Raw genomic sequence first — 26,990 nt, 5'->3', positions numbered from 1 at the left:
GTGCTGCACGAGATCTCCGGCCTCAGCCGCCACTCCGCCGTCTTCCTTCCCGCCGACCCCGCCCGGGCCGGTCGGATCGCTTTCTGGCGGTCCGACGGCGCTGATCCCGAACCCGCGCCTGCGGCCACGGCCGGGACGGAGCCCCGACCGGTGCCTCGACCGGAGCCTGCAACGGTGTCCGGGGCGGAGTCCGGGGCGGAGTCCGGCTCGGAGTCAGGATCGAGGCCCGGGGCGGGCACCGTCGAGGAGCTCACCGTCGTCACGGCCGATCTGCGGCGGATCACGGTGCCCGCGCTCGTGCTGCCCCTGGCTGACGCCATGCCCCTGCTCACGCGCGCCCGGGCCGCCGCCGTGAGCGCCTCCCCCGGCGCAGCGTCCGCGGCGGCGCCCGCCGGGGACGTCGCACCCGCCTCCGGACCCGCCCCCGGCCCCGTCGCGTTCTGGGGCGCCGGCGTCCTGCTGGCCCTGCGGTTCGCGGCCCGCGGGCTGCTGCTGCCCGGTCTCAGCGCGGCCGGGCACGACGCCTGGCGTATCGGCCCCCTCGACGCGGCCGACCTCGACGACATCCGCGCGCTGGCCGCCGCCATGCCGCCGGAAGCCCACTGCGTCCCCCTGAACGCCGACGGCCCGCCCCGCCTGCCCGATGCCCAGCCGCTGCTGCGCGCCTTCCTCGACGCCGTCGCCGACACCCTGCCCCGCTCCCCCGCCGCCTCCGCCGCCGCCGGCGGACCGGCCTTCGCCCATCCCGCCCCCCGGCTCCGTACGGATCTGCGCGCCTGGGCCGCCGAGGTGGCCGAGGGCCACGACCGCGGGGTTCGGATCTCCCTGCGGATCGAACTCGACCGCCCCGCCGAGGAGGCACCCGCCTTCCGGGCCGTCCTCCAGATGCACAGCCTCGCCGACGCCTCCCTGGTCGCCGACGCCCGCGACGTCTGGGCCGGCTCCGGCGCCGCGGCGGCCGCCTTCCCCTCCGGCGCCCGTATGGACGCCCTGCGCCTCCTGCGCCGGGCCGCCGGCCTGTGGCCGCCGCTGGGTCCGCTGCTGGGCGCGGCCGTGCCCGACGCCGTCGTGCTCGCCGACGAGGAGATCACGGAACTGCTGGGGAAGGCCTCCGCCGCCCTGGCCGCCGAAGGAGTCCAGGTGCACTGGCCGCGCGGTCTGGCCCGCAGCCTCCGCGCCCATGCCGTGGCGGGCTCCCCGGTCCCGGCCGACCCGGTCCGCCCCGCCGACGCCGACGGCCTCCCCACCGGCCTGCTCTCCCCCGGCGCCCTCCTCTCCTTCAGCTGGCGCCACGCCCTCGGCGACCAGGACGGTCTCACCCGCGCCGAGCTCGACCGCCTCGCCGAGTCGAAGCGCCCGCTGGTCCGGTTGCGCGACCAGTGGGTGCTGATCGACCCGGCCGAGGCCCGCCGGGCCCGCGCCCGCCAGGAGGTCCGGCTCCCGGCCGCCGACGTGCTGGCCGCCGTACTGACCGGTTCGGCCGAGATCGACGGGCGGCGGGTGGACGTGGCGGCGACGGGTGCCCTGGAGCAGCTGCGCGCCCTGCTGTCGGCCGACCCGGAGCGCCCCGAAGCCGCCCGCGCCGGCACCGACCCCGATGCGCCGCCCGGGCTGCACGCCACGCTGCGCGACTACCAGTTGCGCGGCCTGCGCTGGCTGATCCGTATGACCTCGCTCGGTCTCGGAGCCTGCCTCGCCGACGACATGGGCCTGGGCAAGACCGTCACCCTGATCGCACTCCACCTGCACCGCAACCGGCCCGGGGCCGTCACCGCCGGACCCACGCTCGTGGTGTGCCCGGCCTCGCTGCTGGGCAACTGGCAGCGGGAGATCGAGAGGTTCGCGCCCGGGACGCCCGTACGACGCTTCCACGGCCCGGCCCGCAGCCTCGCCGAACTCGCGGGCACCGGAGGCACCGGCACCGAAGGCTTCGTCCTCACCACGTACGGGACGATGCGCGTGGACGCACCCGAACTGGCCTCCGTCGCATGGGGCATGGTCGTCGCCGACGAGGCGCAGCACGTCAAGAACCCGCGCTCCTCCACGGCCAAGGCCCTGCGCACCGTCCCCGCCCCGGCCCGCGTCGCCCTGACCGGCACCCCCGTCGAGAACGACCTGTCGGACCTGTGGGCGGTGCTCGACTGGACCACGCCGGGTCTCCTCGGCCGCCTCGGTACCTTCCGCGCCCGCTATGCCGAACCCGTCGAGAGCGGCCGCGACCCGCAGGCCGCCGCCCGGCTGGCCGCGCTGGTACGCCCCTTCCTGCTGCGCCGCAGGAAGTCCGATCCGGGGATCGCGCCCGAGCTGCCGCCGAAGACGGAGACCGACCACGTCGTGACCCTCGGCAGGGAGCAGACCGCCCTGTACGAAGCTGTCGTGCGCGAGACCCTCGCCGCGATCGCGGAGGCGGACGGCATGGAGCGGCGCGGCCTGGTGGTCAAACTGCTGACCTCGCTCAAGCAGATCTGCAACCACCCCGCGCAGTACCTCAAGGCGCCCGGCGTCCGGGGGCGGACCGTACCGCACGGCGCGGCCGGTGACGGACCCCGCTCCGGGAAGGTGGAGCTCCTCGACGAGCTGCTGGACACGGTCCTGGCCGAGGGCGGCTCGGTCCTCGTGTTCACCCAGTACGTGGCGATGGCCAGGATCCTGGAGAAGCACCTCGCCGGGCGCGGGATCCCCTCGCAACTGCTGCACGGCGGGACGCCGGTGGCGCGGCGCGAGGAGCTGGTGGACCGCTTCCAGGCGGGCGAGGTCCCGGTGTTCCTGCTGTCCTTGAAGGCGGCCGGCACCGGCCTGAACCTCACCCGCGCCGGACACGTCGTCCACTTCGACCGCTGGTGGAACCCGGCCGTCGAGGAGCAGGCCACCGACCGGGCCTACCGGATCGGCCAGACCCAGCCCGTCCAGGTCCACCGCATCATCACCGAGGGGACCGTCGAGGAGCGCATCGCCGCACTCCTCGCTCGCAAGCGTGCCCTGGCCGACGCCGTCCTCGCGGGCGGCGAGGGCGCCTTGACCGAACTGACCGACGGCGAACTGGCCGAGCTCGTGGCGCTGCGCCGCGCCGCACCCGGCCCCGGGGAGTGACGGATGGACAGCCGGGACCCGTACGAGAAGACGTTCGCGGCGCTTCCGCCCGCTCCGGGCCGGGGCTTCGCCCGCACCTGGTGGGGCCACGCCTGGTTGCGCGCCCTGGAGGACAGCGCGCTCGACGGGGAGCAGGTCAAGCAGGGCCGCCGGTACGCGCGGGCGGGGGTGGTGGGGGCGGTGTCGGTGCGTCCCGGCGGGCTCACGGCCGTGGTGCGCGACCGGGACGGGACGGCGCACCGGACGGACGTGCTGGTGCAGGAGTTCACGCGGGCGCAGTGGGACCGGCTGCTGGGGATCGCGGCCGAGGAGTCCGGGTACATCGCCGCGCTGCTGGACCGCGAGGTGCCGCCGGAGCTGGCCGAGGACGCGGCGGCCGCGGGGGTGGAGCTCCTTCCCGGGATCGGGGACCTGGACCCGCGCTGCGACTGCGGCGAGTGGGACCACTGCCCGCACACGGCTGCCCTCTGCTACCAGGTGGCACGGCTGCTGGACCAGGACCCCTTCGTCCTGCTCCTGCTGCGCGGCCGGAACGAGTCGGAGCTCGTGGAGGAGCTGGAGGAGCGGAACGCGGCGGGGGCGCGGGCTCCGCGGGAGCCGGCCGGCGAGGAGGTGCCCGCGGAGCGGGTGTACGGGCTGCGGCACTCGGTGGCGGCGCTGCCCGCGCCGCCGGTACTGCCGGAGGCTCCGGGTCAGCCGCCGACCCTGGATACGGAGTCCGAGCCGGAGGGGCTGGACGTGGACGCCGTGGAGTTCCTGGCGCAGGCGGCCGCGACACAGGCGTACCGGCTGCTCGCGGAGGCACTGGCTCCGGGTCACGCCGACCGTGTTCCGGAGCCGGCGCCGACGATCGCCGCCGATGCCGTACGCCTGGCCGCCGAGGGTGGTGGCCTACGCGTTCGGACCCGCCTGGCGGCGGCGGGCGGGCGGAGCCGGGCGGCCCTGGAACTGGCCGTGCGCGCCTGGCGGTTCGGCGGCGCTCCGGCCCTCGCGGCGCTGGAGGACGACTGGACCCCGGACCGGCCGACGCTGGACCGGGCGCGCGCGGCGCTCGCCGCCGCCGCCCGGGGGGACGAGGAGGCGCCGACCCTGCGCCGGATCCGCGCCCGCTGGACGACGCCGGACGGCGACCGCCAGCTCCGGCTCGGCCGCGAGGGCCGCTGGTGGCCGTACCGCCGGGAGGAGGGCCGCTGGACCCCGGCCGGCCCCTCCGCACCGGACTCGTCCTCGGCCCTGGCGATGCTGGATCCCGGGGAGGTCGCGGACGGGTGACACAGGTCCTCCCGCATCCGGTACGGCGTACGAGGCCCGCAGCGGCACGTCACGGCCGCCCCTGTACCGGGCGGGGTGGGGGACGGCGGGGACGGGGCAGCGACGGACACGGATGCGCCATCCGCGACTGCCGGCCTGCTCGCGCCCCACTCTCCTCCCTACTCGAAGAGGGACATCACCCCGAGGACCCACAGCCACACGTGCCCGACCACCCCCACGAAACAGCCGCCGCCCATCACGACCCCCCGGAGCGTCCACCCCTCGGAAGGCGGTGCGGAGAACCGGACCTCTTCCTCGTAGGAATCCGGGTCGTCCCAGTCGACCGGGCGTCCCAACCGCTCGGCGCAGGCGGCCCGCAGTGCGATCAGCTGCTCCTCGGCGAAGGCAGTGGCCGCCACTGACTCGGGGCCGCGCCAAGCGAGGGCCTTCATCCGCGCCCCGGGAGACGCGTACCGCGCCTCGAACGCGGCCGTCTCCTCCGCGCTCCGGTCCTCCTCCAGGTACATCCAGCGTCCCGCCTGCGCAGCGTCCCCGTAGAGCCGGTAGACCTCGGCAAGCCGGCGGCGCGGCGCCAGGTCGGAAGGGAACGACGAGACGAGCCCGCGCAACCGCTGCCGCGCCATCGGTATCCGCCCGGCGGCGAGGTCGGCGTCCACCCGGGCGAGGGTGTTCATCTGAGACATGCCCACATGATCGAGCACCGGGAAAAGGGACCGCACCGGGGCTGCCTCAGCCGAGGGGGGTCTGCTGATCCGTTGGTTCTTGGAGGTACGACCTCCATCTGCAGGCAGACGGCAGCCCGCGCGGCATTCTGTCCGGATGGATACATCTATAGCCCGGCTGGTCCTGCAAACCCTGGACACCGTCCACGGAGGAGAAAGCAATGGCCTCACTCTCGGCGTGGCCGCCCTCAGGGCATTCGGGATACTGAAGCCTGGAATACGACCTCATTGCGGGGCACAGAAGTCAAATCGGAGATTTGGTGCGTCGACTTCCAATCCCCTCGGCGGCGATGATTCTGACGACCAGAAGATTCAACCGCAGGACAATGCCACGGCAGTTGCCACACACCACGACGCCAAGCCGGCCACGGCTGCCTTGGGGTCGTACGACGCCGAGCATGGGATACTCCGCGGAGGTCGAAATGGCGTTCAAACCCGAATCACCATCACCGATGGAATGACGGTCTCATCCTTTTCTCACTACGCGACAGGTTACAAGACTCCATCGGACAAGTTCCTGGAAGAGAAATGTCAATCATCGCGGTGTCATGGGCTACGGGAAGGGGCAGGCCATGACGATCGTCTTCAGGGTGGCCATTCCGCGAAACTATAGCCATGGGATGCCGAAATAGTGAGAATCCGCAGATCGGTTAGAGCGGCCACACTGCTCCTTGCCGCCTCCATTCCCATCGTGTCTTCATGTTCGGCCCTCGAAGCCGGCGGAATGGGGTATCCGAACGGAGCCTTGGCCGAGCGGTGGCAGGCCGAATGTACGCACCAGGTCCAGTGCACCGTCAGGGACTGCCATCTGCCCCAGGGGCGTGATCCCGCCGGATGCGCGGTCTTCCGGTCCGTGGCCCGGAGGGACCGCGCGTTTTTCGGTCGGCGGCGCACCCCCTAAGGGCTGTCCCGTAAACGATCTCCGCCTCAGGGGCATCGGGGGTAGTCAGGGTGATCGGCGTAAGGTGACGCGAGGTCGAGCAGGTCATCGCATGGCCAGGTCTCGCCGTCGTACTGGCAGTCATCGCGGTTGTCCCACGGTAGTTCAGGGTCGCCCGTGGCAGGGCTGAGCACATGTCGGGCGAGCACGCGTCGCTTGGCCTCAACCTCCCGCAGGACGCGAGCCGGGTCGTGCAGCGCGACGTGCAGGGCGATCGCGGAACGGAAGCCGGAGAGTTCTCCTTGGCGAAAGTCGACCGTGTGCCCGTCAGCGGTCCACTCCCCACAGCCGTCACCGTCGCACCGGCGGGCCAGGTCGGCCTCCTCGTCCAGCCGTGCGTGGAGGAACGTCACAAGGTCTTGGCTCATGGGGTCATCCTGGACGATGCGCCAGGCCCGGTCGCCTGATTTCCATGCTGGGAGCAGGACCCGGCCGGCAGCCGGACAGTGGAATGATCTTGCTGTGGCTGGTGTGATCACGGCGTCCGAGCCGTCCTGGATAACCCCGTTCACGGGACTGAGCCCTTGCGCCTTCGGCAAGCTGGTGACGGTTCTGCGGCGCGAGGGTGCGGAGGCTGTCCGTAGGGGCAGGCCGTGGAGCCTTCCGCTGGAGGACCGGGCCCTGCTCGTTGCGGCGTACTGGCGTACGAACCTGACCATGCGACAGCTCGCCCCGCTGTTCGGGGTCTCGAAGTCGGCAGCGGACCGGATCATCGACCACCTCGGACCGATGCTCGCGCTCCAGCCCCGCAAGCGGTTCGCCAAGGACACCGTGCTCATCGTGGACGGCACCCTGGTCCCCACCCGCGACCACACCATCGCCGAGCAGTCCAAGAACTACCGGTACTCCACCAACCACCAGGTCGTCATCGACGCCGACACCCGCCTGGTCGTCATGGTTGGCCGGCCGCTCGCCGGGAACCGCAACGATTGCAAGGCATGGGAGGAATCCGGCGCCAAGGCCGCCGTCGGCAAGACCATGACGATCGCCGACGGCGGCTACCCGGGCACCGGACTCGTCATGCCACACCGCCGGCGCAAGGGTGAAGACCTGCCTGAGTGGAAGCAAGCGCACAACAAGGCCCACAAGCAGGTCCGCGCCCGCGTCGAGCATGTCTTCGCCCGCATGAAGACCTGGAAGATCCTCCGCGACTGCCGCCTCAAAGGCGACGGCGTCCACCACGCCATGCTCGGCATCGCCCGGATGCACAACCTCGCCCTCGCCGGATAGGTCAGCAGGCCGCACGGCGGCCAGCCATGCCCAGGGCGATCCGGAGATCATTTACGGGACAGCCCTTAGGCTGTGCGCCGGTCGGCCCCAGGCGCGGGGTCCCGGGGGTGGGGAACAGGATGTCCATAGAACGTCACATAGCAGGGATGCTTCAGCAGATCGCCCGTCAGGAGGAGATCGTCGAGATCGCCCCCCAAGGCACCACGGCGAAGGCGGCCGCCCTGGCACACGTGGCGGAGCAGTACGGCTACACGTACGGCACGGCCTACAGGACCGGGTTCAAGAACTCGCTCGTCCAGGTCCGGATGCACCGGGACCCGCGGCCCGACGCGCGCGCCCGCGAAGCGGCCACCATCACCGCCCACCCGCAGGCGGGCAACGGCGGGAATGTGCCGGGGCTAAGGTGTGGTTCGCTCAAGCCGCTCCCCGAAGCGGCCGATGCTGTAGCCGTGATCAGGGACCTCATCACCTTCGACGTCATGGCCATGTACATCGCCGACCGGAGCCAGAAGGTGAAGGTCTACCTCGCCTGCGTGGCCCTGACCCTCATCCTGCTTCTCGACAGGTCGCCGGTCGAAGCAGCCGCATCCGGCGGAGCGGTCGCGCTAATGATCACCGTCGCATTCAGGGTGGGCACAATCCGCCGCGCGAAGATCGCACAGCGGCTCACGGCCACCGGGTTCCTCGCCGTACGCGACGAACAGGGCCACCAAAGGTTCCTGCGCCCAGGGCAGCAGCTGCCCGGCCACGCCAACCCCTTCGCCGCCTGAGACCCTGGCCGGGGCGCGGACAGGACATCCCCTGCGCCCGGTACGGTAGCGCCGCGTCACCCCTGTCCGTTCCCCGTACGCAGGCCCGCAACCGCCACCCCGCGTAGGCGATCCGCAACCGGCAGCCTTCTGACCCGAACCCCCTTCGGGCCTGTCGACGTCGGGTGTGCGGCACGGGCGTTGAGCGCCCGGCTGGCCAAGTGACGGCGAACTCGCCGTGACGACCTGCGCAGACAGCTGACGCGCTACGAGCCAGGCTGACCCGGTCGGACCGGCCGGAGGCTGGTGAGGGGCGACATCGGTAGCCTCGTCTCTCCTCTTGTGGATGAAAACGTACGTGCAGCCGGCACGGTCATCGGCACCTCGCGCCCGCGGTGAGATGTGCGGAGAAGTGGGCTGGGACCCGGGCGAGGCGACGGATGATACGCAGATGGCGGTCCTCGTCCACCGTTCACTGTCCAGCTCGGCGATCAGCAGCCCCGGTCCAGAACAGCACTCCACCCCCCGATCATCTGGCACCGCCCGACGCCCCGCGCGAGGAACGCGGGGGCGGACCCGGCCCGTTTCCATGCCCCGCGTCGGTGCCTCGCCCGGGACGGTGGAAGCGCTGCCGGAGGCTCCGGCAGCGCTTCCGCCGACGGAGACCCGTCAGCTTTCGATGAGGTACGCCTTGTCCCAGTCATCTGCGACGAGCGCGCTCACCGACGGGACAAACCCGCGACCCACCCGCTGGACGCCCGCGATGTCACCGAGGTAGATGTCGCCGTCCTCCGCCAGGAGAACGGTCGCGTCGCCGAAAGCCAGCCCCACGGGGAGCACTTCCTTGCCGGCGATCCTCGCGTAGTACCTGATGCGGATGATGTGCTCGCTCAGGGCCCCTTCGAGGCTGATCTCCACCTCGGTCTCGGACCTGCCCTGGTACAGCCAGGAGATGGTGATCTCCCGGTAGCTCTCCAGGAAGGCAAGGAGGTAGGGAGTGACCTCGTACCCCTCCTCGCGGTACCCGTCACAGATCGTCTCGACGTCGAGTTCCCCGTACTCCAGGGCCGTCGCCAGGGGAAGGGCTTCTATCACCCCGTCCAGATTCGGACGCTCGTTCTCGATGTTCATCCGGTAAGTACATCCCCCAATGACGAGAGGTTCCAATTCTCGCGGTTGCGGTGCGGCCCCTACTCGCGGGGATGGCCGTGATGCCCGAGCAGGCCGAGAGACGTCAGGACGGTGACGCACAGCGTCATCCAGCAGATGAACGCGCCGCCGCCGTACAGCAGTGCACCAGCGACCGGCGCCCCGGTCTCATGCGAGAGCACCGCCGCCACCACAGCTACCAGCAGCGACGACACGAAGGACAAGAGCGCGAGAAGTACCTGCGCGGGAAAAGTGGGCCTCATCAGTCGATCCCTTCACGAAGGTGGTCGACCAGTCGGCGGGCAGCCTCAGCTCGACCACCGTTTGCGGTGGCCTGCTGAGGCTCTGCGACGATTAGAGACTCATCGTGCTCATTGCTTTTCGAGTTCGGAGCACTGTCCCCCATCGGACACGTCGCCAGTGCTCTGTGGCTCTCGGATGAGCAACGCCAAGCCTAGCGGCGGCCGTTGTGAATGACCACCACGAGGCGGGTCAACTGTTCGTTGCGGGCTGGTCCGCCGGGGTGGGCGCGGAGTGGCACGCGTGGCGTCCGTCCGGGCGGCGTGGCGGCCGGGTCACCTGGCCGGTACGCCGCTTGCCGGGGTGCGGGGGCGGTACGACGATGGGGGCGCCGCGACGGAGCGGCACCACGGGAGGCGGGCATGGGGGATGCGTCGGCGGCGCTGCCGGGCGGGGTCGATCCCGGTCGGCGGACGCGCGAACTGCGGCGGGCACACGCGGCTTTCACCCGGGACGGCAGCGTCGAGGCACCGGTCCGGGCGGTGATCGCGAAGTCCTGGCGGAGGTGCGAGCGGGCCCGGGTGAGTCCGGAGTGCGCCGCGCGCGTGGAGCTGGCGGAGCCGGAGCTGCGCTCGTACCGCGAAGAGCACGCGCTGGCCCGGGTGATGCCGGTGTTCCGGGATCTGGTGGGGGCGTTCGCCGCGCAGGGGGCCCACCTGCTGGCGGTGTGCGACGCGCGGGGCAGTCTGCTGTGGGTGGAGGGCGAACCGGGCACGCTGCGGCGGGCCGAGCGGCTCGGTTTCGTCCCCGGCGCGCGCTGGGCCGAGACGGCCATGGGAACGAACGCCCCCGGTACGGCGGTCGCCGTCGGCGCGCCGGTACAGGTCTTCGGCGCGGAGCACTTCAGCCGCCGGGTGCACCCGTGGACCTGCGCGGCTGCCCCGGTACGGGACCCCCGTAGCCGTACGCTGCTGGGCGCGGTGGACATCACCGGCGGCGACGGCCTCGCCCACCCCCGCTCCCTGGCCTTCGTGCGGGCGGTGGCCCGGGCCGCCGAGGCCCAGCTGGCCCTGCTCGATCCCGGTCCCCCGGCCGTCGGCGACACCCTCGTCGCACTGGGCCGGGACGAGGCCTTGCTGATGACCGGCGGGCGTACGGTGCGGCTGGGCCGCCGGCACAGCGAGATCATGGCCTTGCTCGCCCACCACGGCGAGGGCCTGTCCGGCGAGGAGCTGTCGGTCGCCCTGTACGAGGACGAGTCGGTGTCACCGGTCACCTTGCGCGCCGAAATGTCGCGTCTACGCGCCCTGTTGGGTCCCCGGGCCCCGCTCTCCCGGCCCTACCGCACCGCGGAGCCGTTGGCCGCGGACTTCACCGCTGTGACCCGGCAGCTGGCCTGCGGAGCGGTCTCGGCGGCGCTGCGGGGCTATCCCGGTCCCCTGCTGCCCGGCTCCTGCGCGCCCGGCATCGTCCGGCTGCGCCGCCGCATCGAGGACCAGGCGCGCGCGGCGGTGATCGCCCGGGCGGACGCCGGGCTGCTGACGGACTGGGTGTGCAGCCCGTGGGGCGCGGACGATCCGCAGGTGTGGCGGGCCCTGGCGGCGGCACTGCCGCCCGAGGGGCGTCCGGCCGCGCTGGCCCGCGTACACGCCCTCGACCGTGAACTCGGCGGCGGGCGTGCAACGTATCCGCAACCTGCCCGCTCCTAGCCTCGCGGCCAGCGCTGTCCGACGGCGGACGGCGCCCGGCAAGGGGAGGAACACCATGGCCCGTTACGCTGCGCCCGGTACCGAGGGGGCGCTCATGTCGTACGCGCCCCGCTACGGCCACTTCATCGGCGGCGCGTACGTGGAGCCCGCCGGCGGCAGGTACTTCGAGAACCCCTCCCCCGTCAACGGCCGGACCTTCACGGAGGTCGCCCGCGGCACCGCCGAGGACGTGGAGCGGGCGCTGGACGCGGCCCACGCGGCAGCGCCCGCCTGGGGGCGGACCTCCGTCGCGGAGCGGTCGCAGATCCTGCTGCGCATCGCCGACCGGATGGAGCAGAACCTGGAGGCCCTCGCGGTCGCGGAGACCTGGGAGAACGGCAAGCCGGTACGGGAGACCCTGGCCGCGGACATGCCTCTGGCCGTCGACCAGTTCCGCTACTTCGCGGGCGCCCTGCGCGCGCAGGAGGGCGCGCTGAGCCAGCTCGACGAGGACACGGTCGCGTACCACTTCCACGAGCCGCTGGGCGTGGTCGGCCAGATCATCCCGTGGAACTTCCCGATCCTGATGGCGGTGTGGAAGCTGGCCCCGGCGCTGGCGGCCGGGAACACCGTGGTGCTGAAGCCGGCCGAGCAGACCCCCGCCTCGGTGCACTACTGGCTGAGCCTGGTGGCCGACCTGCTGCCGCCAGGTGTGGTGAACATCGTGAACGGCTTCGGCGAGGAGGCCGGCAAGCCGATCGCCTCCAGCCCGCGCGTGGCGAAGATCGCCTTCACCGGGGAGACCGCGACCGGGCGCTTGATCATGCAGTACGCGGCGGAGCACCTGAAGCCGGTCACCCTGGAGTTGGGCGGCAAGAGCCCGAACCTGTTCTTCGACGACATCTGGTCCGCCGACGACGACCTGCGCGACAAGGCGTTGGAGGGCTTCACGATGTTCGCACTCAACCAGGGGGAGGTGTGCACGAGCCCGTCGCGCGCACTGATCGAGCGCGGCCGGTACGGGGAGTTCCTCGAAGCCGCTGTGGCGCGCACGGAGCTGATCGTGCCCGGGCACCCGCTGGACACGGACACGATGATCGGCGCGCAGGCCTCCGAGGAGCAGCTGCGCAAGGTCCTGTCGTACGTGGAGATCGGCCGGAAGGAGGGCGCGAAGATCCTCACCGGTGGCGAGCGCCAGGAGCTGGACGGCGAGCTGGCGGGCGGCTTCTACGTCCGGCCGACCGTGTTCGAGGGCGACAACCGGATGCGGATCTTCCAGGAGGAGATCTTCGGACCGGTGGTCTCCGTGACGTCCTTCCAGGACTTCGACGACGCCGTACGGATCGCCAACGACACGGCGTACGGCCTGGGCGCGGGCGTCTGGACCCGGGACATCAACACGGCCTACCGGGCGGGCCGTGCGATCCAGGCGGGCCGGGTGTGGACGAACTGCTACCACGCCTACCCGGCGCACGCGGCGTTCGGCGGGTACAAGCAGTCGGGGATCGGCCGCGAGACCCACAAGATGATGCTGGAGCACTACCAGCAGACGAAGAACATGCTGGTGTCGTACTCCCCGAAGAAGCTCGGGTTCTTCTAGGGGGCTGGCAGGGGGCTCCCGGGCCTCGGTGCGGGCCGGGGGCCGTCGGCGGCCTTGTGCGGGGCGGGGCGGGGCGCGGGGGCGCGTTATCCGGGTCGGCGGGCCAGTACGTGGGCGTCGAGGAAGCCGCGCTCGGTGGCGGGGTCGTGGAGCAGCCGGGCGGTGACGGAGAACCCGGCTGCGGCCAGCAGGTCGGCGATGCGGTCCACCGGCCAGCTGTAGGCGGGCGTCACCTTGTGGTCGAAGCGGACGGGCTCCGGTCCCCCGGTCGCGAAGAACGAGACCAGGAGGAGGCCTCCCGGTGCCAGGACCCGCGCCTGCTCGGCGAGCAGCGCGGGCAGCTCCGCGGGCGGGGTGTGGATCATCGAGTAGTGGGCCAGTACACCGCCGAGCGCGTGGTCCTCGACCGGTAGGGCCTCCATGCGCGCCTCCTCGAACCGCAGCGCCGGACGGGCCCGCCGGGCGTGGGCGACCATGGCCGGGGAGAGGTCCAGCCCGAAGGCGTCCAGGCCCAGGTCGTGCAGCATGGCGGTCAGGTGTCCGGGTCCGCACCCGACATCGGCGGTCCGCGTGTTTCCCGTCCCGCGCACCAGCTCGGCGAAGGTGGCGATCATGTTCCGCGCGAAGGGCTGCGTCTCCAGCCCGTCGGCGAACATCGACGCGTACAGCTCGACGACCCCGTCGTAGGCCGCCCTGGTCTCGTTCTGGTGCTCCGCCACGGGACCGAAGCTAGCACCCGGGCGCGAGCGCGGACGGACTGCTGCTGATGTACCGCTGTCCCAAAGCGCACCCCCCGCGGCCGTGGGCGACGTACGTGAGTACTCGCCCCTCCGGCACCGCGACAGCCCCCGCCCGGTACTGAGCGCCTCCCGCCGCGCCGCCGGCCGCCGTACGGCGGCCCGTTTGCGCGTTCGGGGGATCCGGCCGTGCCGGGTGCGGCATCGTCGTAACCGGTGGCCCGGAAGGGGGTCCGCCGGCAGGGTCGGGCGCGGAGCCGGAGGGGTGTTGTGGGCGAGCGGGAGACGTGGAGCACGGAGGAGTTCGGCGCCTCGCACGAGGGCGCGGTCGGTGTCCTCCTCGACGACGGCGCCGTCCCTGGGCCGGTGTACCTCGAAGCGGGTTCGGGGTCGGGCGGCAGGGCGGTGTCCCAGTGGTGCGTCTACGACGGCCGCTTCGCGCACGTGCCGCGGGCGGCGGCGCTGCGCGCGGTGTGCTCCTGCGGCTGGACGGGGCCCGGGCACCGGTTGGACTGGACGGCGATCGGCACGGGGAAGCTGGCGGAGGGCGGGGCGGCCGAGGCAGGCGCGTGCGAGCGGGACTGGGACCGGCACACCGCCCAGGTCGAGGCCACGACCATCCCGCTGCCCGAGGTGGTGACCGGGCTGCTGGAGCGGCTGGAGGAGGAGATCGGAAAGCTCGCCAAGACCTCCCCCGTCGCGGCTGTACGCGCTGCCCGCCGGATGGAGGTCACCGCCGAGCGGGTCGGGTACTGGGCCGCCCGCAGTGCCCGCCACGACGTCAGCCCCGAGCAGGCGGCGGCCTCGCTGGGGCTGGACAAGGAGGCCGCCCGGCGGGTCATGGCGCGTTTCGGCCGGTGGAGCCTCTTCGGGTGATGCCGCGGGCAGCGCGCGCACGGCGCCCCTGGCCGGAGAGCGTTCCGCACCGGCACGGCCCCGGCCGTACAACGACCGGGGCGGGGTGCGCCTCACCTAGGTCCTGGCTACATGGGGTCCATGGTGCCGCTGCCCGGACCGTTCTCCAGCTCGCTCTTCTCGCGGATCCGCAGGGCCTTCTCCGTAAGCCGCTGCCGCTCCGCCGGATCGGTGGCGTGCTGGGCCGCCTGCTCCAGCTCCTGGGCCTTGTCGCGCATCTCCTGGGCTCGCCTGCTCGGTTCGTTCTCGACGCTCATCCTGGAATCCTCGGGTCGGGGGCGGGGGTTCGCCCCACCAGCCAAGCAGCGGCGGGGCGCGAGCGCCACCCCGCCGCCGAACGGCGCGGCCGAATCCACGGGGGCACCGCTCTTTGGCTGACGAGCTTCACGGGGACGTCGTACGACTGGTCGACATGCGGCCGTTGGAGGCGCGACTAGCATGAGAGGGGGTGGAGAAGGTGGGATCCCATGGTCGCGACACCTGGCAGGGAAACGGTGTTCGGCGGGGCGCGGCGGCGGCTCGGCCTCGTGGTGCCGGCGGTGGCCCTGCTGGTGTCCGGGGTGGTGCTGCCGGGCAGCGCCTCCGCCTCCGTCCCGGACCGGGGTGCGGCGTACGCGTACGCCGCCGACGCCGTGCTGCGACCGGCGGTCCCGGCCCTGCCGGACTACGAGCGGCTCGCCCTCGACACGCTCGACGAGGTGCTGAGCGACGACTTCGCCGCGGTCTCGGCCCGGTTCGACGAGGAACTCAGGGAGCAGGCGTCGCCGGAGTTCCTCGCGACGTCGTGGGAGGACTACCAGCAGGCTTTCGGGGCCTACCGCTCGCACGGCGAGCCCGAGCAGGTGCGGACCGGCGCGCAGACCGTGGTCACTGTCCCGCTGCGCATGGCGAGGCAGCCCGGCGAGTTCCGCGTCGCCTTCAACGGCGACGGGCAGATCACCGGTCTGTACTTCCTCCGGCCCGGAGTACCGGTCGCGGTCGCGGTCGCCTAGGGACAGTGGGGGCCGGTCATCCGGCGCGCTGGGTTGTCTCCCCGGCCTGGGCGGGCACCGCGGGCAGGGGAACCGTGCAGGAGGCGCAGCGACGGGCCTGGGCGGGGACGGGGCTGAGGCACTCGGGGCAGTCTCGCTTGGGGGCCTGGACGTCCTGGTGGGGGGCGAGGCGTTCGTGCAGCTTGTTGATCGGGAGTACGACGAGGAAGTACAGGGCGACGGCGAGGAGCAGGAAGCTGATCGCCGCGTTGATGAAGGCACCGTAGGGGAACTCGGTGGCGCCCACGGTGAAGGTCTTGCGGTTCATGTCGCCGGTGGCCCCGGTGGCGAGGCCCACGAGCGGTGTCAGAAAGGCGCCGACGAAGCCGTTGACGACGGCGGTGAACGCCGCTCCGATGACGATGCCCACGGCCAGATCGACCACGTTGCCGCGCAGGATGAAACTGCGGAAGCCCTTCACGTTCCTACCCCTTAGGCCCTTGACGTCGACGGGCGGAAGCAAGGGCGCAGTCGGCCCACCCCCTTCGCCACCGGATGCCCTGCCCCGCCTCACCCATGCCTGGTGGACGCGCACCGCCTGCTCCCGGGGGCGCGGCGAGGGAAGGGGCGGGTGGTGTGAGGGGAACGTCGGTTGCGCGGGTGGGAACCGCTTGCGGGTGCCCCTCTGCTCGTGAAGCGACCGCGGGGCCGGGCGGTGGTCGTCAGGACCAGACGGCGACCTTGGGCGAGCACTTCGACCAGGTGCCCTTCACCACGCACACCCACATCTCGTACTGCCTGTCCTCCGGCAAGTCGCCCGTCACGATGTCATAGGAGGGGGAGTTCTGGCCTCGGGTGGACGCGAGGCGCCCAGTGCTGAGGTGGGCTTCGAGGCCGTAACCGTCGGCCAGATCGTCATAGACCGCGAGGGTGTCGCCAGTGGCACCGTGAGCGGGGTCCCGCCACCACTGGCCGCTGCCTGCTTCCTCTTGCTCGGTCTCGTTGAACACGGTGATGGCCGTGACTCCGGGAACCGAGCGGCCGACGAGGAAGGTGAAATTGTCCGCCGCCGCGGCGGGAGTGGCACTGCCTACGAGTGCCGTGGCCGCGAGGGCAAGCGTCCCGAGGAGGGCGCCGAACTGTCGCTTCATCGAACCTTCGTCTCTCTTCAAGATCTTTTCACGGAGACCTCATCCTGTGGTGACATGCACATCCCTGCCAGGCGGATTTGAGTCATCGGCGAGCGGCTGCTTTCCGCCATCCGACCGAGGTGGTGTGCCCGCCCGCCCCTGCGCCTCCACGGTGTGACCCAGCGCACACACGCGACCGTGAAACATTCCCCCGCCTCAAGCGCGTCAGTCCTGTGTAAGTCAGCGAGGCCATGGACTCCGCAGCATCATCTCGCCTCTTGAGGGCGCGAGTTGCTGCTTCAGTCGGCTTCCGGTGACGATCAAGAATGAGGCGTGGAGGCGATCAGGCCTCCGCCACGGAGAGCACACGGAGTCCGTTGTGAAGAAGAAGATGTCGGCTTTCGGGACGGCCTTGGGGACACTCGTCATGGCGTCCACCGTCGTACTGAGCGGAGCCGGTCCGGCCTCCGCCGCGGACGGCTTCAGTTTCGATTTCCCCTTCATCGGCCTCCCGCCCGGCCAGCACGTGATCATCAACGTGTACAACACCACCTGGAACGACAAGGCAGGGTCCGTCTCGTGGCAGCAAGATCCCAGCGGTGGATTCCCCGGGGATGCCCTGACCGCCCGTGACGAGCTGCGGGACGGCTACGGCATCGAGGCGCGCCTGAGCACCGGGCGGGTCGCCTCCACCCGCGGCCACGACTCGCCGTACACCGTGACCAAGACCGGGAACCTCCCCGAAGGCAACACCTACACCATGCGTGTGTGCGTCGTGAAGGGCGACTGGGAGAAGTGCTCCCAGGCCACGCAGGTGAAGGCCTGACCGCCACATCGAGGCAGACGCCCGGCGGCGTCCCTCGCTCCACGGCAAGCACCGAGCGGCACGAACGTTTACCCAGATGATCAAGCGGGACCGTAGAAGACGAACATGACGCGCACACAGGCGTCACGGAGGCATCCATGAAGAACAAGCAGTCGGTGCTCGCCACCGCCCTCGCAACCCTCACCCTGGCATCCACCGCCGTGCTCACCGCAGCCGGCCCCGCGGCAGCCGTGGACAGCTTCACCTTCTACTACAACGACAACACTCCTAGCGGCAACGCGGTGATATCCGTACGGAACAACAGCTGGGGCGAAACGGCTGGGTACGCCTCCTGGCGGCAGGACCCCGACGGAAGCCTGCCCGGCGACGCCCTGACCGCCTCCGACACCCTCCCGGACGGCTACGGCATCGAGGCACGCCTGAGCACCGGGCGCGTCGCCTCCACGCGGGGCCAGGACTCCCCCTACACCGTGACCAAGACCGGCGACCTGCCCGAGGGCAACAGCTACACCATGCGACTGTGCGTGGTGAAGGGCGACTGGGAGAAGTGCTCCAACAGCTGGGGCGTCAAGGCCTGACCTGATGCGGCTCCGAGGGCCCTCTTCTTGGGGGTCCTCGGACCGGCATGTTCACGGGAGCCCGGCACGCACGTGCATCGCCGCGGTTGCCGATCTTCTCTTCTCTGTACATCTTCTTGGAGGGCCCTTGTTCCAGGCATCATTGAGCCGTCGCGGCCTGTTTCGGGCGAGTGGCGGCCTGGGGTTGGCCGCGCTGGGGTGGGGACTCGGGGCGGGTTCGGCGTCGGCAGCGGTGCCGACCTCGAAGCGCTTCGATCTGAGCCGGCCGTCGTACGACCTGTTTCGCGGCAAGACGCTACGTGACGACACCGTGCAGCAGAGCTTCGCGTTCGACACCGTCAACCGGACGCTGTTCGTCGCCCAGCGGCGCAACGGCACGGCCGAGACGGCGGGCGACCTGTGCATCACCCAGCTCGACCTCAGCGGCAACCAGCTCGGCCACATGTACCTGACCGGTTTCGGCCACGGCGTCTCCTTCGGCGCCCAGGCCGTAGGCACCTCGACGTACCTGTGGACGGAGGTCGAGGCCAACGGCAACGGCTACGGCAGGCGCTTGGCGCGGTTCAAGTTCACCAACGGTACGACGTTGTCGAACACCGCTGCGGCGCTCACCAAGCTGACACCCGTGGCGGCGGCCACGGAACACACCTGCTCCATCGATCCGGTGAACAACCGTCTGATCGTCCGCTACCACCTCAGCGGCGCCAAGCACTTCGCCGTCTACGACCTCCAGGCCGCCGCGGCCGGGAACTTCGCCGGCCCGCTCGCGAACTTCGCGCAACCCGACCTCGGGACCCGCAGGTTCCAGGGCTACGCCGCGTACGGCAGCTACCTCTACCTGCTGACCGGCCACTCGTACCCGGAAACCGGCGACGTGGTCGACTCCGAGGTCACGAGCGTCCATATGAACACCGGCACCATCACCCAGGGGCCCCTCATCACCAAGGCCGGCTCGACCCTGACGTTCCGGGAACCGGAAGGACTCGCCGTCTACAGGACCGTCGACGGAGAGGTCCGCCTCTTCCTCGGCTTCACCTCCGGGGAGGCCGGCGACCGGCGCTCCAACCTCTTCTACAAGAACGTCCTGGTCTGACCTGCGGCAGACCGGCGCCCCCCACACACAATGCAACGCCGATCCGCCGGCCCCGGCCGGGGCTGCTGTCCTGGCCGGGGCCGGCGGGTGCGTACTGGTCGCGTCGCCCCGGGGGGCGAGTCGGTCGGTCAGTCGGTCAGTTGCGCGATCGGGCCGTCCAGGTCGCCGGTGACGACGAGGGCGAAGTCCTGCGGCCCGGCGAGCAGGTTGCGGGCGAAGACCTGGACGAGGTAGGCGCCGGCGGGCGGCGAGTCGAGGCGGACGACCTCGACGTTGTTGGTGCAGTCGCTGCTGAGCAGCCGGTTGGGCAGCCCCGCGTTTCCGGCGTGCTTGGTGCCGTCGGGAGCCTGCACGATCACGCTGATGTCGTTCTGGAGGCCGCGGCCGGGCAGGTCGGTGTAGGCGAGGCAGAGCCGGAAGGGGGCGGCAGGTCCCGCGGTCACGCGGAAGCGCTTGCGCTCCCCGGTGCGGCGGAACTGCTTGGCCGGCTTCTGCCAGGTGTCGACGAAGTCCAGCGCGAAGTCCGCCGTCCCGTCGTGGGGAAGGGTGGTCGGCATGTGGATGGCGCCGAAGCCCTGGTGGTAATGCGGTTCGGCGGCCGTCGAGTCGGGGCCGGAGAGTGTGCGGGCGCCGTTGATCAGGGTGGCCTTGACGAGGGCTCCGCTGGGTTCGGCGCTGCGCTGCTCGACGTAGTACTCGCGTACGAGCGCGGCGCAGCCCGCGACGAGCGGGGTCGCCATGCTGGTGCCGCCCATGTAGGCGTACTGGGGGTTCTCGTGCGGCCGGCCCCAGAAGTGGCTCGGCGGTGCGAGGGAGGACCGGGTGGACAGGATGTCGGTGCCGGGGGCCACGACGTCCGGTTTGACGCGGAAGTCGTCGCAGGGGCCGCGGCTGCTGAAGGCGGCCAGGGACTCCGGGTCCCCCGACACGCGTGCGGCGCCGATGGGCGGGTCGGGATAGTCGCCCGGCCACATGCTGTTGTAGGTGGCCTGGGAAAAGCCGCCGCTGGTGCGGTCGCTGCGTGCGGCGCCTACGGTGAGGGCGTTCTTGCAGGAGGCCGGTGAGCCGATCGACGCCCAGTCGACGAATCCCTCGGGGGAGTTCAGGCGAACGCCCGCGGTCCCCTCGTTGCCGGCGGCGATGATGACGAGCATGTCGCGTCGCTGGTGGACGTACGAGTCGACGTCGTCGGAATCGATGGTGTACGCGGACTGGGTGGCAGCGCCCCAGCTGTTGCTGTGGACCCGGGCACCGGCCTGGTAGGCGGGCTCGAACAGGTCGGCGAGGGAGAGGGGCAGACCGCCGAGGTTCCCCGCCGCGTCCATGATCGACTGGAAGTAGAGCTTCGCTTCCGGGGCGGCGCCGCGGATGCGGCCCTGGGAGGCCGAGCCGTCTCCCAGCACGGACCCCGCGACGTGGGTGCCGTGCCCGTTCGGATCGTCGCTGTCGCCGGGACGGCCGAGGGCGATGACGTCGGTGATGCGGCCCTGGAAGTCGGGGTGTGTCCGGTCGAGGCCGGTGTCGGCGACGGCCACGATCTGCCCCTTGCCGGTGAAGGGCACGCCGCTGGTGCCCGCTCCGTCGGGGACGATGCCCAGCAGCCGGACGGCGAGGTCATTGCAGAGTTTCGGCGGGACGTACTCGACCATGTCGAGTACGTCGGGAAGTTGGGGGATCTCCCTCTCCAGCGGGGAGCCCTCCGGGATGCGGAGCCGGACGCGGTGGGCGGCGGAGGCGATGAGCCGCAGGCCCGAGGAGTCCTCGTGGTCCGCGAGCCATGCCATGAGCGATGCGCGGGAGGCCGTGTCCGCCAGCCGCAGGTCCCAGATGCGGCCGTCGGTGGCCGCCGCGGGTTCGCCCGCGGTGGGCGGGGTGGGGGCCCGCCCCGATCGGAGCCGGACGGGGGCCGCCACTCCGGGACCGTAGCGGTCCACGGAGACCACGAAATCGAGGTTGGCGAGCCGGTCGGCCTGGGACTCCGTGCCGGCCGCGATGTAGGCGTTGACCGGGACACCGCGCTGGAGCTCGACGCCGGTGGCGTTGATCTCCTCCCGGTAGCGCTCGACCAGCGGTTCGGCGAGCTGGACGATCCACGAGGCGCGCTCGCCCGTCTCGACGGGAAGGGCTTCCGCGCCGCCGTTCCCCTCGGGGAAGGCGGAGGTGCCGGTCACCCGCCCCCGGGCCATGGCGGACGTCTCGGCGCCGCGCATGTCGTCCAGCTTGTCGATGGTGAGTCCGGCGCTTTCGAGCGCGGGAAGGTCGCGCTCGGCGATGTCCCCGATGATGTAGCTGTCGGTGTGGGTGGCGTTGCCGAGCATGCTCAGCGCGGCCTGTTCCTCGCCCTCGTGCATGAAGTATGCGATGACCCGCATGGCGATTCCGTTTCCTGGGCGCGTCGAGGCGCCCGAGTAGGGAAGCTGGGTGAAGGGGAACGAGCGCGGATCCACGCGGAGGACGCCGCGGCTGCCCCGGGCACCGGGCGTCGGAGCCAAACTAACTGCGGAGAGTGACGAGAGGTCGAAGGACACGCCTCCGCCCGCTGATTCACGCGCACGGCGCCGGAGGTATCGATTCAGCACCCGGTAAGACTGCCGCCGGAGGGCGGGGCCGCCGCGTACGGGTCGCGGATCGATGCACGTTCGCTGCGGGGTGAGCGTCCGGCCGGAAGCTCGTAGCGTGGAGGCGACGAGCCCGTAGTCTCCACCAGGGAGGTGTGTGCTTGCTTCGAATCCCGCGCGACCGACATGTCCCGGACCCGGATCGATCGGGCCCGGGACTTCGCCGGGAGGGCAGCGGCGACGGCCGTGCGCGAGGCGGGACGCAGGGGGAGGCGCCGCCCGGCCCGCGCCCCGCAGGAGCGCCCGGCCGAACAAAACGCCGCATCAGAACCGGTCGCGGATCCTGTTCCGGGCCGCCCTCGGAAAGTATGATCAATCAATGTCTGACACGACCGAGACCAACCCCGGCTGGCTGAGCAAGGACGAGCTGGAGACGGCCAGGGCGCGCATGCCGATCCTGTACGTCGAGGCCGTCCCCGTACGCGTGGACGACAGCGGCGAGGTCACCAGCGTCGGCCTGCTGCTGCGTATCGGTCCCGACGGGACGGTCAGCCGCACGCTCGTATCCGGCCGCGTCCTGCACCACGAGCGGGTGCGCGACGCGCTGCTGCGCCACTTGGAGAAGGACCTCGGCCCCGTGGCCCTGCCGCGTGTCCCCCCTTCCCTCCAGCCCTTCACCGTCGCCGAGTACTTCCCCACGGCGGGCATCACGTCCTACCACGATCCGCGCCAGCACGCGGTGGCCCTGTCCTACATCGTGCCGGTGGCCGGTGACTGCCGCCCTCGGCAGGACGCGTTGGACCTGGTCTGGTTCAGCCCGCAGGAGGCGGCCTCCCGGGCCCTGCAGAGCGAGATGCCGGGCGGACAGGGAGTGCTGCTCAAGCAGGCTCTGGCCCACACGGGGCACGTCTACTAGGAGGCCCGGCGTGGACGGGACCGCCTCGGCACGGCCGGGTCAGCACCGCTGGCGGTCCGTCCAGACGGCCGTCGGGAGCGTACGTCTGGACGGGCGGTCGGCCGCCGCCTCCTCGCCGGAGAGCGCGGACTCGCCCAGCGGATCCCGTCCCCCGTCCTGCGGGAGGCCGTCGCGCGAGAGGGTGTCCAGCAGCCTCTCGCGTGCGTACACGCGGGTCAGCTCGGGGAACGCGTAGTGGGCCCCGTCGTCCTCCCACTCGACGATGTTGATCAGGTGGCTGTCGACGAACCGCTGGAGCAGGCGCTCCACGCTCCGGCTGTCGCTGCCGAGGAGTTCGACGACGGACTCGACGGTGAACCGCTCCGGCGGGAGGATGCTCAGCAGCCGGAAGACGCTCTGCTCCACCCGGCCGAGCCCCTCGTAGCTGAGGTCGTACCGGGACCGTACGTCGAGGTCGCCCAGCCGGAGTTCGTCCAGCAGCTTGTCGGAGCAGGTCAGTTGCAGGGCCAGGCACGATAACGAGAGCCCCGGACTGCCGCCGAGCCGCCCTCCGATGCACCGGACCGCCAGAGGAAGCCCGCCGACGGTCTCCATCAGCTGGTCGGCCGCGTGTCCCTCGCGCTTGACCCGGGCGGATCCGATGATGCGCGAGAGCAGTTCCCGGCCCTCCGCGGTGTCCATGGTGTCGAGGTTGATGTTCCAGGCACCGCCGAGGCCGTGCAGACGCCTGCGGCTGGTGATGATGACGGAGCACTGCGGGTCACCGGGGAGCAGTGAGCGCACGTCGGCGAGCGAGGACACGTCGTCCAGCAGGATCAGCAGGCGCCGGCCGACCGTGGTGGACCGGAACAGCTTGGAGCGCTCGTCCAGGTCGGCGGGGATCTCGGACTCGGCGATCCCCAGCGCCCGCAGGAATCCGTGGAGCGCCTCCGCCGGGTCGGAGCCCGTGCCGAGGGAGCCGCGCAGATCCGCGTAGAGCTGGCCGTCCTGGAAGAACGAGCGGATGGTACGGGCCATGTGGACGGCGAGCGCGCTCTTCCCCACCCCCGGCATGCCGCTGATGACCGCGACGGCGGTGGCGGTGGGGGGCCGGGCCCCTTCCCCGCCTCCGGCCAGGACGGTCGCGGCTTGGTCGACGATGGCCTCGCGTCCCGTGAAGTCGGCTATGTCCGGGGGTAGTTGCGCCGGTACGGGCATGTGGGACGCGGTGGGGCGGAGCACCGGGGACATCGTCCTCGGCGACGGCACCGCGATGTCCCGGGCCTCGGGGAGTGTGACGGCCGCCTGCTGGTGCTCGATCACGACGGGCTGGCGCTGGTTCTCGTACGGCGCTCCCACCGAGGCCTCCGACAGCAGCGCGTGGTGGAGCGCGCGGAGCTCCTTGCCCGGTTCGAGGCCGAGGTTGTCGATCATGCTGCGCCGCAGTACCTGGTAGACCTCCAGCGCCTCGTGGCGCCGTCCGGAGCGGTGGAGGGCGATCATCAGGGAGGCGTGCACGTTCTCGTGGAGCGGGCGACTGAGCACGAGCGACTTCAACTCGCTGATCAGCTCCTGGTGGCGCCCCAGCTTGAGATCGGCCTCGATCCGCAGGTCGAGGGTGCGCTCGCGGGACTCCTCCAGGCGCGTCACGTAGGAGGACAGCAGAGCGCCCGGTACGACGTCGACCAGAGCGGAGCCCCGCCACAGCGCCAGGGACCGCCGGAGCGCCTCGGCCGCCCCCGCGGCGTCCCCGTTCTTCAGCAGCGACTTGCCCGCGTCGGCCTCCGCTTCGAAGCGGTGGAGGTCGACGCATTCGTCGGGGACGGCGAGCGTGTAGCCGCCGGGCCTGGTGAAGAGGATTTCCTGCGCATGGCGTGCCGACAGGATTTTCCGGAGCTTGTAGACGTACGTCTGCAGCGTGGTCATCGCGCTCGCGGGAGGGTCGCTCTCCCACAGTTCGTCGATCAGCTCCGAGGTTTGCACCAGGGTATTCCTTCGCATGAGCAGAAGGGCAATCACCTGGCGTGGTTTGGGTGCGGTGGGCACGACATTACGTACACCATCGAGAATTTCCAATGGGCCAAGCATCCGGAAGTCCATGTCAACGTCCCCCGTTCAACGATGCTGCGTCTTTGCAAGAGATCAAGCCGCCGCCGGGCCGGGTCACAGGTCACGGAGCGACTTCTCCCGAAATTTTGCACTACGTTAACTCTTCTGTTACGACTAGACAAGGCCATATGCCTCCGGCAGAGGCCCTCCTCCACTACGGTCTTCGCCGCCCCGCGCGCGGCCGCGAACCGCGGGGCGCGTCCACCCTCGTCGGCCCCAACTCCGTTACGTGGCAGCCCTGTTGGCGAGTGCTCGTCAGAGGGTCCGCGAGCCCGCGAATATGGCCCGAAACAGCCGTACGGGGAGCCGGTGCGAGCCCGCGGGGCGCGCGCCCGAAAGCGCGGCGGAGGGGATCGAATTCCACCGCGGACTTCACGACGGACATCCGCGTGAATGGGCCGTTCCCGCGCGGCGGCAATTCCCGGCGGGCGGTGGCGACGCCCCGGCCCCTGCTTGAGCCCGGCACGATCCTGGCTCGACCGCGGGAGGTCGTGCCCGCTCCGGGCCGCGACCTCGGCCGTACCAGAGGTGCGGTCCCGTCACTTCGCGCTCCGCCGTCGCATGACTGTGACCGCGCACGACGGAGCACCTGCGCGTGGGGGGCGTCATGTAGGCAACCATCGGATCCCACCCTCGAAGAACGATCGAACACGTCTCCACGTTCCATGCGGGCGACATGTATTTCGCCATACAGCGCCCAGTGCGGCCCCAGCGGCGCGTGCACCGCGGCCCGGGGCCCGCCGCGAAACGGGTCGCCAACCCCGTTTTTCAGTAGGGGAGTTCAGGCGGATTCGAGGTTCCTGCTGGCAGTCCGCACTGTACTGGGCCGTGCGCGCCGGCGGAGGCCCGCCACCGCCGGCGTGACCGAGGCACACCGGTACGGCCACCCCTCCCGGCGCCGCGGACGCGGAAGACCGCTGAGTACGCAGCACGGACCTGTCCTTCCGGCGCAAAGGAATCCCTGGTGAATCGAATCGCCCCTCCGCTCCCGTTTCCGCCCGCTCTGCGCACGCTCCAGGACCGGCTCGCGCGATCCGCGCTCGCGCAGGAGGGCAGGGTCCGTCAACCGGGCACGTTCGCCTCGTGGTTCGCCGGCGCCCGCGAACGGTCCGACCTCCGGGTCGACCGGGTGGACCTCGGCGACCTGCGGGACTGGGACCGCGACCCCCGCACGGGGGCGCTGCGGCACAGCAGTGGCGGGTTCTTCGCCATCGACGGGCTGGACGTCCGCTCCCCCTCCGGTCCGGTGCCCCACTGGCAGCAGCCGATCATCCACCAGCCGGAGGTCGGCGTACTCGGCCTGCTGGCCAAGGAGTTCGACGGGGTGCTGCACTTCCTCATGCAAGCCAAGGTGGAGCCGGGAAACAGGAACCACCTGCAGCTCTCCCCCACCGTGCAGGCCACCCGCAGCAACTACCTGCGGCTGCACAAGGGGCGCGCGGTGCCGTACCTGGAGTACTTCCAGGAACGGACCCGTCACCATGTCGTCGCCGACGTCCTCCAGTCGGAACAGGGCGCGTGGTTCTTCCGCAAGCGCAACCGGAACATCGTCATCGAGGTCACCGAGGACATCGCCGTCCAGGAGGACTTCCGCTGGCTGACGCTCGGCGAGATCTACCGGCTGCTGGCGGTCGAGGACATCGTCAACATGGATACGCGCACCACCTTGTCCTGCCTTCCCCTGGCGGGGGGCGGCCTCGACCGCCTCATGGACACCGGTGACGGCTTCCGGGATGCCCTGGCCCGCTCGTGCGCCGGGGGCGAGGGCGGCGTCCACAGCATCGACGAGCTCCAGAGCTGGATCACCGAGCACCGCGCCCAGGGCGAGCTGACCACCCGCCCGGTCCCGCTCAACGAACTGCGCGACTGGCACGTCTCGCCGGAGCGGATCTCCCACACCAGCGGCCGCTTCTTCTCCGTCATCGGGGTGAACGTCTCGGCCGGCACGCGCGAGGTCGGCGGCTGGTCCCAGCCCATGCTGGAACCGCACGGGACCGGGGTGATCGCCGTACTGGTCAAGGAGATCGACGGTGTGCTCCACGTCCTGCTGCGCGCCAGTGTGGAGCCCGGCTACCTGGACGGGGTCGAGCTCTCCCCCACCGTCCAGTTCACCCCCGAGAGCGTCCCGCCCGGCACGGACCGGCCCCGCTTCGTCGACGCCGTGCTGTCCGCCCCGCCGGAACGCGTCAGGTTCGCCTGCCTGCTGTCCGAGGAGGGCGGCCGTTTCCACCACGCGCTGAACCGGTACCTCGTCGTCGAAGCCGACGGCGACGCCGGCCTCACGGAGGACCGGGACTTCCGCTGGCTCACCCTGCACCAGCTCAGCACCCTCCTACGGCACAGCCACTACCTCAACGTCCAGGCCCGAAGCCTGGTGGCCTGCCTGCACAGCCTGCTGGCACCGGGGCCCGGAGGGACGCCCGGCCGGTGAGGCGCCGGGACGGGAGCCGGTGAGCCGGACGGACACGGACGCGTGGTGGCGGCCCGCAGGGTAATTC

Annotated in this window: 23 protein-coding genes and 1 pseudogene; 14 read left to right on the top strand and 10 right to left on the bottom strand. The window is 71.3% G+C overall.

Features of this window, described 5'->3' with window-relative positions:
* Together ACFWUQ_RS13120 and ACFWUQ_RS13115 are read left to right on the top strand one after the other, a co-directional pair.
* On the top strand, positions 1-3,090 hold the full coding sequence (locus ACFWUQ_RS13120) for a DEAD/DEAH box helicase (RefSeq protein WP_384536968.1): 3,090 nt from the start codon (positions 1-3) through the stop codon (positions 3,088-3,090).
* A gap of 3 nt (positions 3,091-3,093) precedes the next feature.
* Complete coding sequence (locus ACFWUQ_RS13115) at positions 3,094-4,362, top strand: SWF or SNF family helicase (RefSeq protein WP_384536966.1); 1,269 nt, start codon at positions 3,094-3,096, stop codon at positions 4,360-4,362.
* A gap of 158 nt (positions 4,363-4,520) precedes the next feature.
* Here ACFWUQ_RS13115 and ACFWUQ_RS13110 read toward each other — a convergent pair whose 3' ends face one another.
* Together ACFWUQ_RS13110 and ACFWUQ_RS13105 are read right to left on the bottom strand one after the other, a co-directional pair.
* Positions 4,521-5,045 (bottom strand): DUF6584 family protein, encoded by a 525-nt coding sequence (locus ACFWUQ_RS13110; RefSeq protein ID WP_384536964.1) that lies wholly within the window; start codon positions 5,043-5,045, stop codon positions 4,521-4,523.
* Between the two features lie 966 nt (positions 5,046-6,011).
* Positions 6,012-6,392 (bottom strand): DUF6221 family protein, encoded by a 381-nt coding sequence (locus ACFWUQ_RS13105; protein WP_384536961.1) that lies wholly within the window; start codon positions 6,390-6,392, stop codon positions 6,012-6,014.
* 94 nt (positions 6,393-6,486) lie between these two features.
* On the opposite strand from ACFWUQ_RS13105, the gene ACFWUQ_RS13100 reads away from it, so the two are divergent.
* From ACFWUQ_RS13100 to ACFWUQ_RS13090, 3 genes and pseudogenes are all read left to right on the top strand, one after another.
* Positions 6,487-7,254 carry a transposase gene (locus ACFWUQ_RS13100; protein WP_384536959.1) on the top strand — a complete coding sequence of 256 codons (768 nt, stop codon included), beginning with the start codon at positions 6,487-6,489 and terminating at the stop codon, positions 7,252-7,254.
* A 146-nt stretch (positions 7,255-7,400) separates the two neighbouring features.
* On the top strand, positions 7,401-8,024 hold the full coding sequence (locus ACFWUQ_RS13095) for a hypothetical protein (RefSeq protein WP_384536956.1): 624 nt from the start codon (positions 7,401-7,403) through the stop codon (positions 8,022-8,024).
* A 346-nt stretch (positions 8,025-8,370) separates the two neighbouring features.
* Positions 8,371-8,481, top strand: a pseudogene (locus tag ACFWUQ_RS13090) (ADP-ribosylglycohydrolase family protein); the annotation flags it as partial.
* A 191-nt stretch (positions 8,482-8,672) separates the two neighbouring features.
* Here the strand turns inward: ACFWUQ_RS13090 and ACFWUQ_RS13085 are convergent.
* The gene (locus tag ACFWUQ_RS13085; RefSeq protein WP_384536954.1) at positions 8,673-9,134 is read right to left on the bottom strand and encodes an SUKH-3 domain-containing protein; all 462 of its coding nucleotides are present in this window, start codon (positions 9,132-9,134) and stop codon (positions 8,673-8,675) included.
* A 59-nt stretch (positions 9,135-9,193) separates the two neighbouring features.
* Positions 9,194-9,415, bottom strand: a complete 222-nt coding sequence (locus tag ACFWUQ_RS13080; RefSeq protein ID WP_384536951.1) for a hypothetical protein — start codon at positions 9,413-9,415, stop codon at positions 9,194-9,196.
* A 399-nt stretch (positions 9,416-9,814) separates the two neighbouring features.
* On the opposite strand from ACFWUQ_RS13080, the gene ACFWUQ_RS13075 reads away from it, so the two are divergent.
* Both ACFWUQ_RS13075 and ACFWUQ_RS13070 read left to right on the top strand, forming a co-directional pair.
* A complete protein-coding gene (locus ACFWUQ_RS13075) occupies positions 9,815-11,101 on the top strand; it encodes a GAF domain-containing protein (RefSeq protein WP_384536948.1) in 1,287 nt (428 codons plus the stop codon).
* Between the two features lie 55 nt (positions 11,102-11,156).
* Entirely contained in the window at positions 11,157-12,680 is a 1,524-nt protein-coding gene (locus ACFWUQ_RS13070; protein ID WP_384536945.1) for an aldehyde dehydrogenase family protein, read from the top strand.
* Between the two features lie 86 nt (positions 12,681-12,766).
* Here ACFWUQ_RS13070 and ACFWUQ_RS13065 read toward each other — a convergent pair whose 3' ends face one another.
* A complete protein-coding gene (locus ACFWUQ_RS13065) occupies positions 12,767-13,399 on the bottom strand; it encodes a class I SAM-dependent methyltransferase (RefSeq protein WP_384536943.1) in 633 nt (210 codons plus the stop codon).
* Positions 13,400-13,687: 288 nt separating this feature from the next.
* On the opposite strand from ACFWUQ_RS13065, the gene ACFWUQ_RS13060 reads away from it, so the two are divergent.
* A complete protein-coding gene (locus ACFWUQ_RS13060) occupies positions 13,688-14,293 on the top strand; it encodes a hypothetical protein (protein ID WP_384536941.1) in 606 nt (201 codons plus the stop codon).
* Positions 14,294-14,400: 107 nt separating this feature from the next.
* Here the strand turns inward: ACFWUQ_RS13060 and ACFWUQ_RS13055 are convergent, their stop codons facing one another.
* Positions 14,401-14,589 (bottom strand): DUF6381 family protein, encoded by a 189-nt coding sequence (locus ACFWUQ_RS13055; protein ID WP_384536940.1) that lies wholly within the window; start codon positions 14,587-14,589, stop codon positions 14,401-14,403.
* Between the two features lie 210 nt (positions 14,590-14,799).
* On the opposite strand from ACFWUQ_RS13055, the gene ACFWUQ_RS13050 reads away from it, so the two are divergent.
* Positions 14,800-15,324: a DUF3887 domain-containing protein gene (locus ACFWUQ_RS13050; RefSeq protein WP_384536937.1), complete on the top strand. Its 525-nt coding sequence runs from the start codon at positions 14,800-14,802 to the stop codon at positions 15,322-15,324.
* 16 nt (positions 15,325-15,340) lie between these two features.
* Here ACFWUQ_RS13050 and mscL read toward each other — a convergent pair whose 3' ends face one another.
* A complete protein-coding gene (gene mscL / locus ACFWUQ_RS13045; protein WP_384536935.1) occupies positions 15,341-15,784 on the bottom strand; it encodes a large conductance mechanosensitive channel protein MscL in 444 nt (147 codons plus the stop codon).
* A gap of 241 nt (positions 15,785-16,025) precedes the next feature.
* Positions 16,026-16,454, bottom strand: a complete 429-nt coding sequence (locus ACFWUQ_RS13040) for a hypothetical protein (RefSeq protein ID WP_384536933.1) — start codon at positions 16,452-16,454, stop codon at positions 16,026-16,028.
* A 358-nt stretch (positions 16,455-16,812) separates the two neighbouring features.
* Here ACFWUQ_RS13040 and ACFWUQ_RS13035 point away from each other — a divergent pair, with 358 nt between their 5' ends.
* From ACFWUQ_RS13035 to ACFWUQ_RS13025, 3 genes are all read left to right on the top strand, one after another.
* Positions 16,813-17,259 carry a hypothetical protein gene (locus ACFWUQ_RS13035; protein ID WP_384536931.1) on the top strand — a complete coding sequence of 149 codons (447 nt, stop codon included), beginning with the start codon at positions 16,813-16,815 and terminating at the stop codon, positions 17,257-17,259.
* Between the two features lie 137 nt (positions 17,260-17,396).
* Positions 17,397-17,837, top strand: a complete 441-nt coding sequence (locus tag ACFWUQ_RS13030; protein WP_384536929.1) for a hypothetical protein — start codon at positions 17,397-17,399, stop codon at positions 17,835-17,837.
* 232 nt (positions 17,838-18,069) lie between these two features.
* Positions 18,070-18,930, top strand: a complete 861-nt coding sequence (locus ACFWUQ_RS13025) for a teichoic acid biosynthesis protein C (RefSeq protein WP_384536926.1) — start codon at positions 18,070-18,072, stop codon at positions 18,928-18,930.
* A gap of 128 nt (positions 18,931-19,058) precedes the next feature.
* Here ACFWUQ_RS13025 and ACFWUQ_RS13020 read toward each other — a convergent pair whose 3' ends face one another.
* The gene (locus ACFWUQ_RS13020) at positions 19,059-21,302 is read right to left on the bottom strand and encodes a S8 family serine peptidase (RefSeq protein WP_384536923.1); all 2,244 of its coding nucleotides are present in this window, start codon (positions 21,300-21,302) and stop codon (positions 19,059-19,061) included.
* A gap of 565 nt (positions 21,303-21,867) precedes the next feature.
* Here ACFWUQ_RS13020 and ACFWUQ_RS13015 point away from each other — a divergent pair.
* Positions 21,868-22,404 carry an NUDIX hydrolase family protein gene (locus ACFWUQ_RS13015; protein WP_384536920.1) on the top strand — a complete coding sequence of 179 codons (537 nt, stop codon included), beginning with the start codon at positions 21,868-21,870 and terminating at the stop codon, positions 22,402-22,404.
* 39 nt (positions 22,405-22,443) lie between these two features.
* Here ACFWUQ_RS13015 and ACFWUQ_RS13010 read toward each other — a convergent pair whose 3' ends face one another.
* Complete coding sequence (locus ACFWUQ_RS13010) at positions 22,444-24,471, bottom strand: BTAD domain-containing putative transcriptional regulator (RefSeq protein ID WP_384536917.1); 2,028 nt, start codon at positions 24,469-24,471, stop codon at positions 22,444-22,446.
* 985 nt (positions 24,472-25,456) lie between these two features.
* Between ACFWUQ_RS13010 and ACFWUQ_RS13005 the strand changes: the two genes are divergently transcribed.
* Complete coding sequence (locus tag ACFWUQ_RS13005; protein WP_384536914.1) at positions 25,457-26,923, top strand: NDP-hexose 2,3-dehydratase family protein; 1,467 nt, start codon at positions 25,457-25,459, stop codon at positions 26,921-26,923.
* The last annotated feature ends 67 nt before the right edge of the window (positions 26,924-26,990 follow it).

The organism is Streptomyces sp. NPDC058662 (assembly GCF_042716255.1).
GTDB lineage: Bacteria > Actinomycetota > Actinomycetes > Streptomycetales > Streptomycetaceae > Streptomyces.
The sequence above is the reverse complement of the archived record's forward strand: the minus strand, read 5'-3'. Positions and strand labels throughout refer to the sequence as shown.

Bases quoted from the DNA above. Each gene is read 5' to 3' on its own strand.
- ACFWUQ_RS13105 (WP_384536961.1), bottom strand. From the start codon at position 6,392: ATGAGCCAAGACCTTGTGACGTTCCTCCACGCACGGCTGGACGAGGAG.
- ACFWUQ_RS13110 (WP_384536964.1), bottom strand. From the start codon at position 5,045: ATGTCTCAGATGAACACCCTCGCCCGGGTGGACGCCGACCTCGCCGCC.
- ACFWUQ_RS13055 (WP_384536940.1), bottom strand. From the start codon at position 14,589: ATGAGCGTCGAGAACGAACCGAGCAGGCGAGCCCAGGAGATGCGCGAC.
- ACFWUQ_RS13050 (WP_384536937.1), top strand. From the start codon at position 14,800: ATGGTCGCGACACCTGGCAGGGAAACGGTGTTCGGCGGGGCGCGGCGG.
- ACFWUQ_RS13030 (WP_384536929.1), top strand. From the start codon at position 17,397: ATGAAGAACAAGCAGTCGGTGCTCGCCACCGCCCTCGCAACCCTCACC.
- ACFWUQ_RS13040 (WP_384536933.1), bottom strand. From the start codon at position 16,454: ATGAAGCGACAGTTCGGCGCCCTCCTCGGGACGCTTGCCCTCGCGGCC.
- ACFWUQ_RS13080 (WP_384536951.1), bottom strand. From the start codon at position 9,415: ATGAGGCCCACTTTTCCCGCGCAGGTACTTCTCGCGCTCTTGTCCTTC.
- ACFWUQ_RS13075 (WP_384536948.1), top strand. From the start codon at position 9,815: ATGGGGGATGCGTCGGCGGCGCTGCCGGGCGGGGTCGATCCCGGTCGG.
- ACFWUQ_RS13015 (WP_384536920.1), top strand. From the start codon at position 21,868: ATGTCTGACACGACCGAGACCAACCCCGGCTGGCTGAGCAAGGACGAG.
- ACFWUQ_RS13020 (WP_384536923.1), bottom strand. From the start codon at position 21,302: ATGCGGGTCATCGCATACTTCATGCACGAGGGCGAGGAACAGGCCGCG.
- ACFWUQ_RS13095 (WP_384536956.1), top strand. From the start codon at position 7,401: ATGCTTCAGCAGATCGCCCGTCAGGAGGAGATCGTCGAGATCGCCCCC.
- ACFWUQ_RS13115 (WP_384536966.1), top strand. From the start codon at position 3,094: ATGGACAGCCGGGACCCGTACGAGAAGACGTTCGCGGCGCTTCCGCCC.
- ACFWUQ_RS13070 (WP_384536945.1), top strand. From the start codon at position 11,157: ATGGCCCGTTACGCTGCGCCCGGTACCGAGGGGGCGCTCATGTCGTAC.
- ACFWUQ_RS13010 (WP_384536917.1), bottom strand. From the start codon at position 24,471: ATGCTTGGCCCATTGGAAATTCTCGATGGTGTACGTAATGTCGTGCCC.
- ACFWUQ_RS13085 (WP_384536954.1), bottom strand. From the start codon at position 9,134: ATGAACATCGAGAACGAGCGTCCGAATCTGGACGGGGTGATAGAAGCC.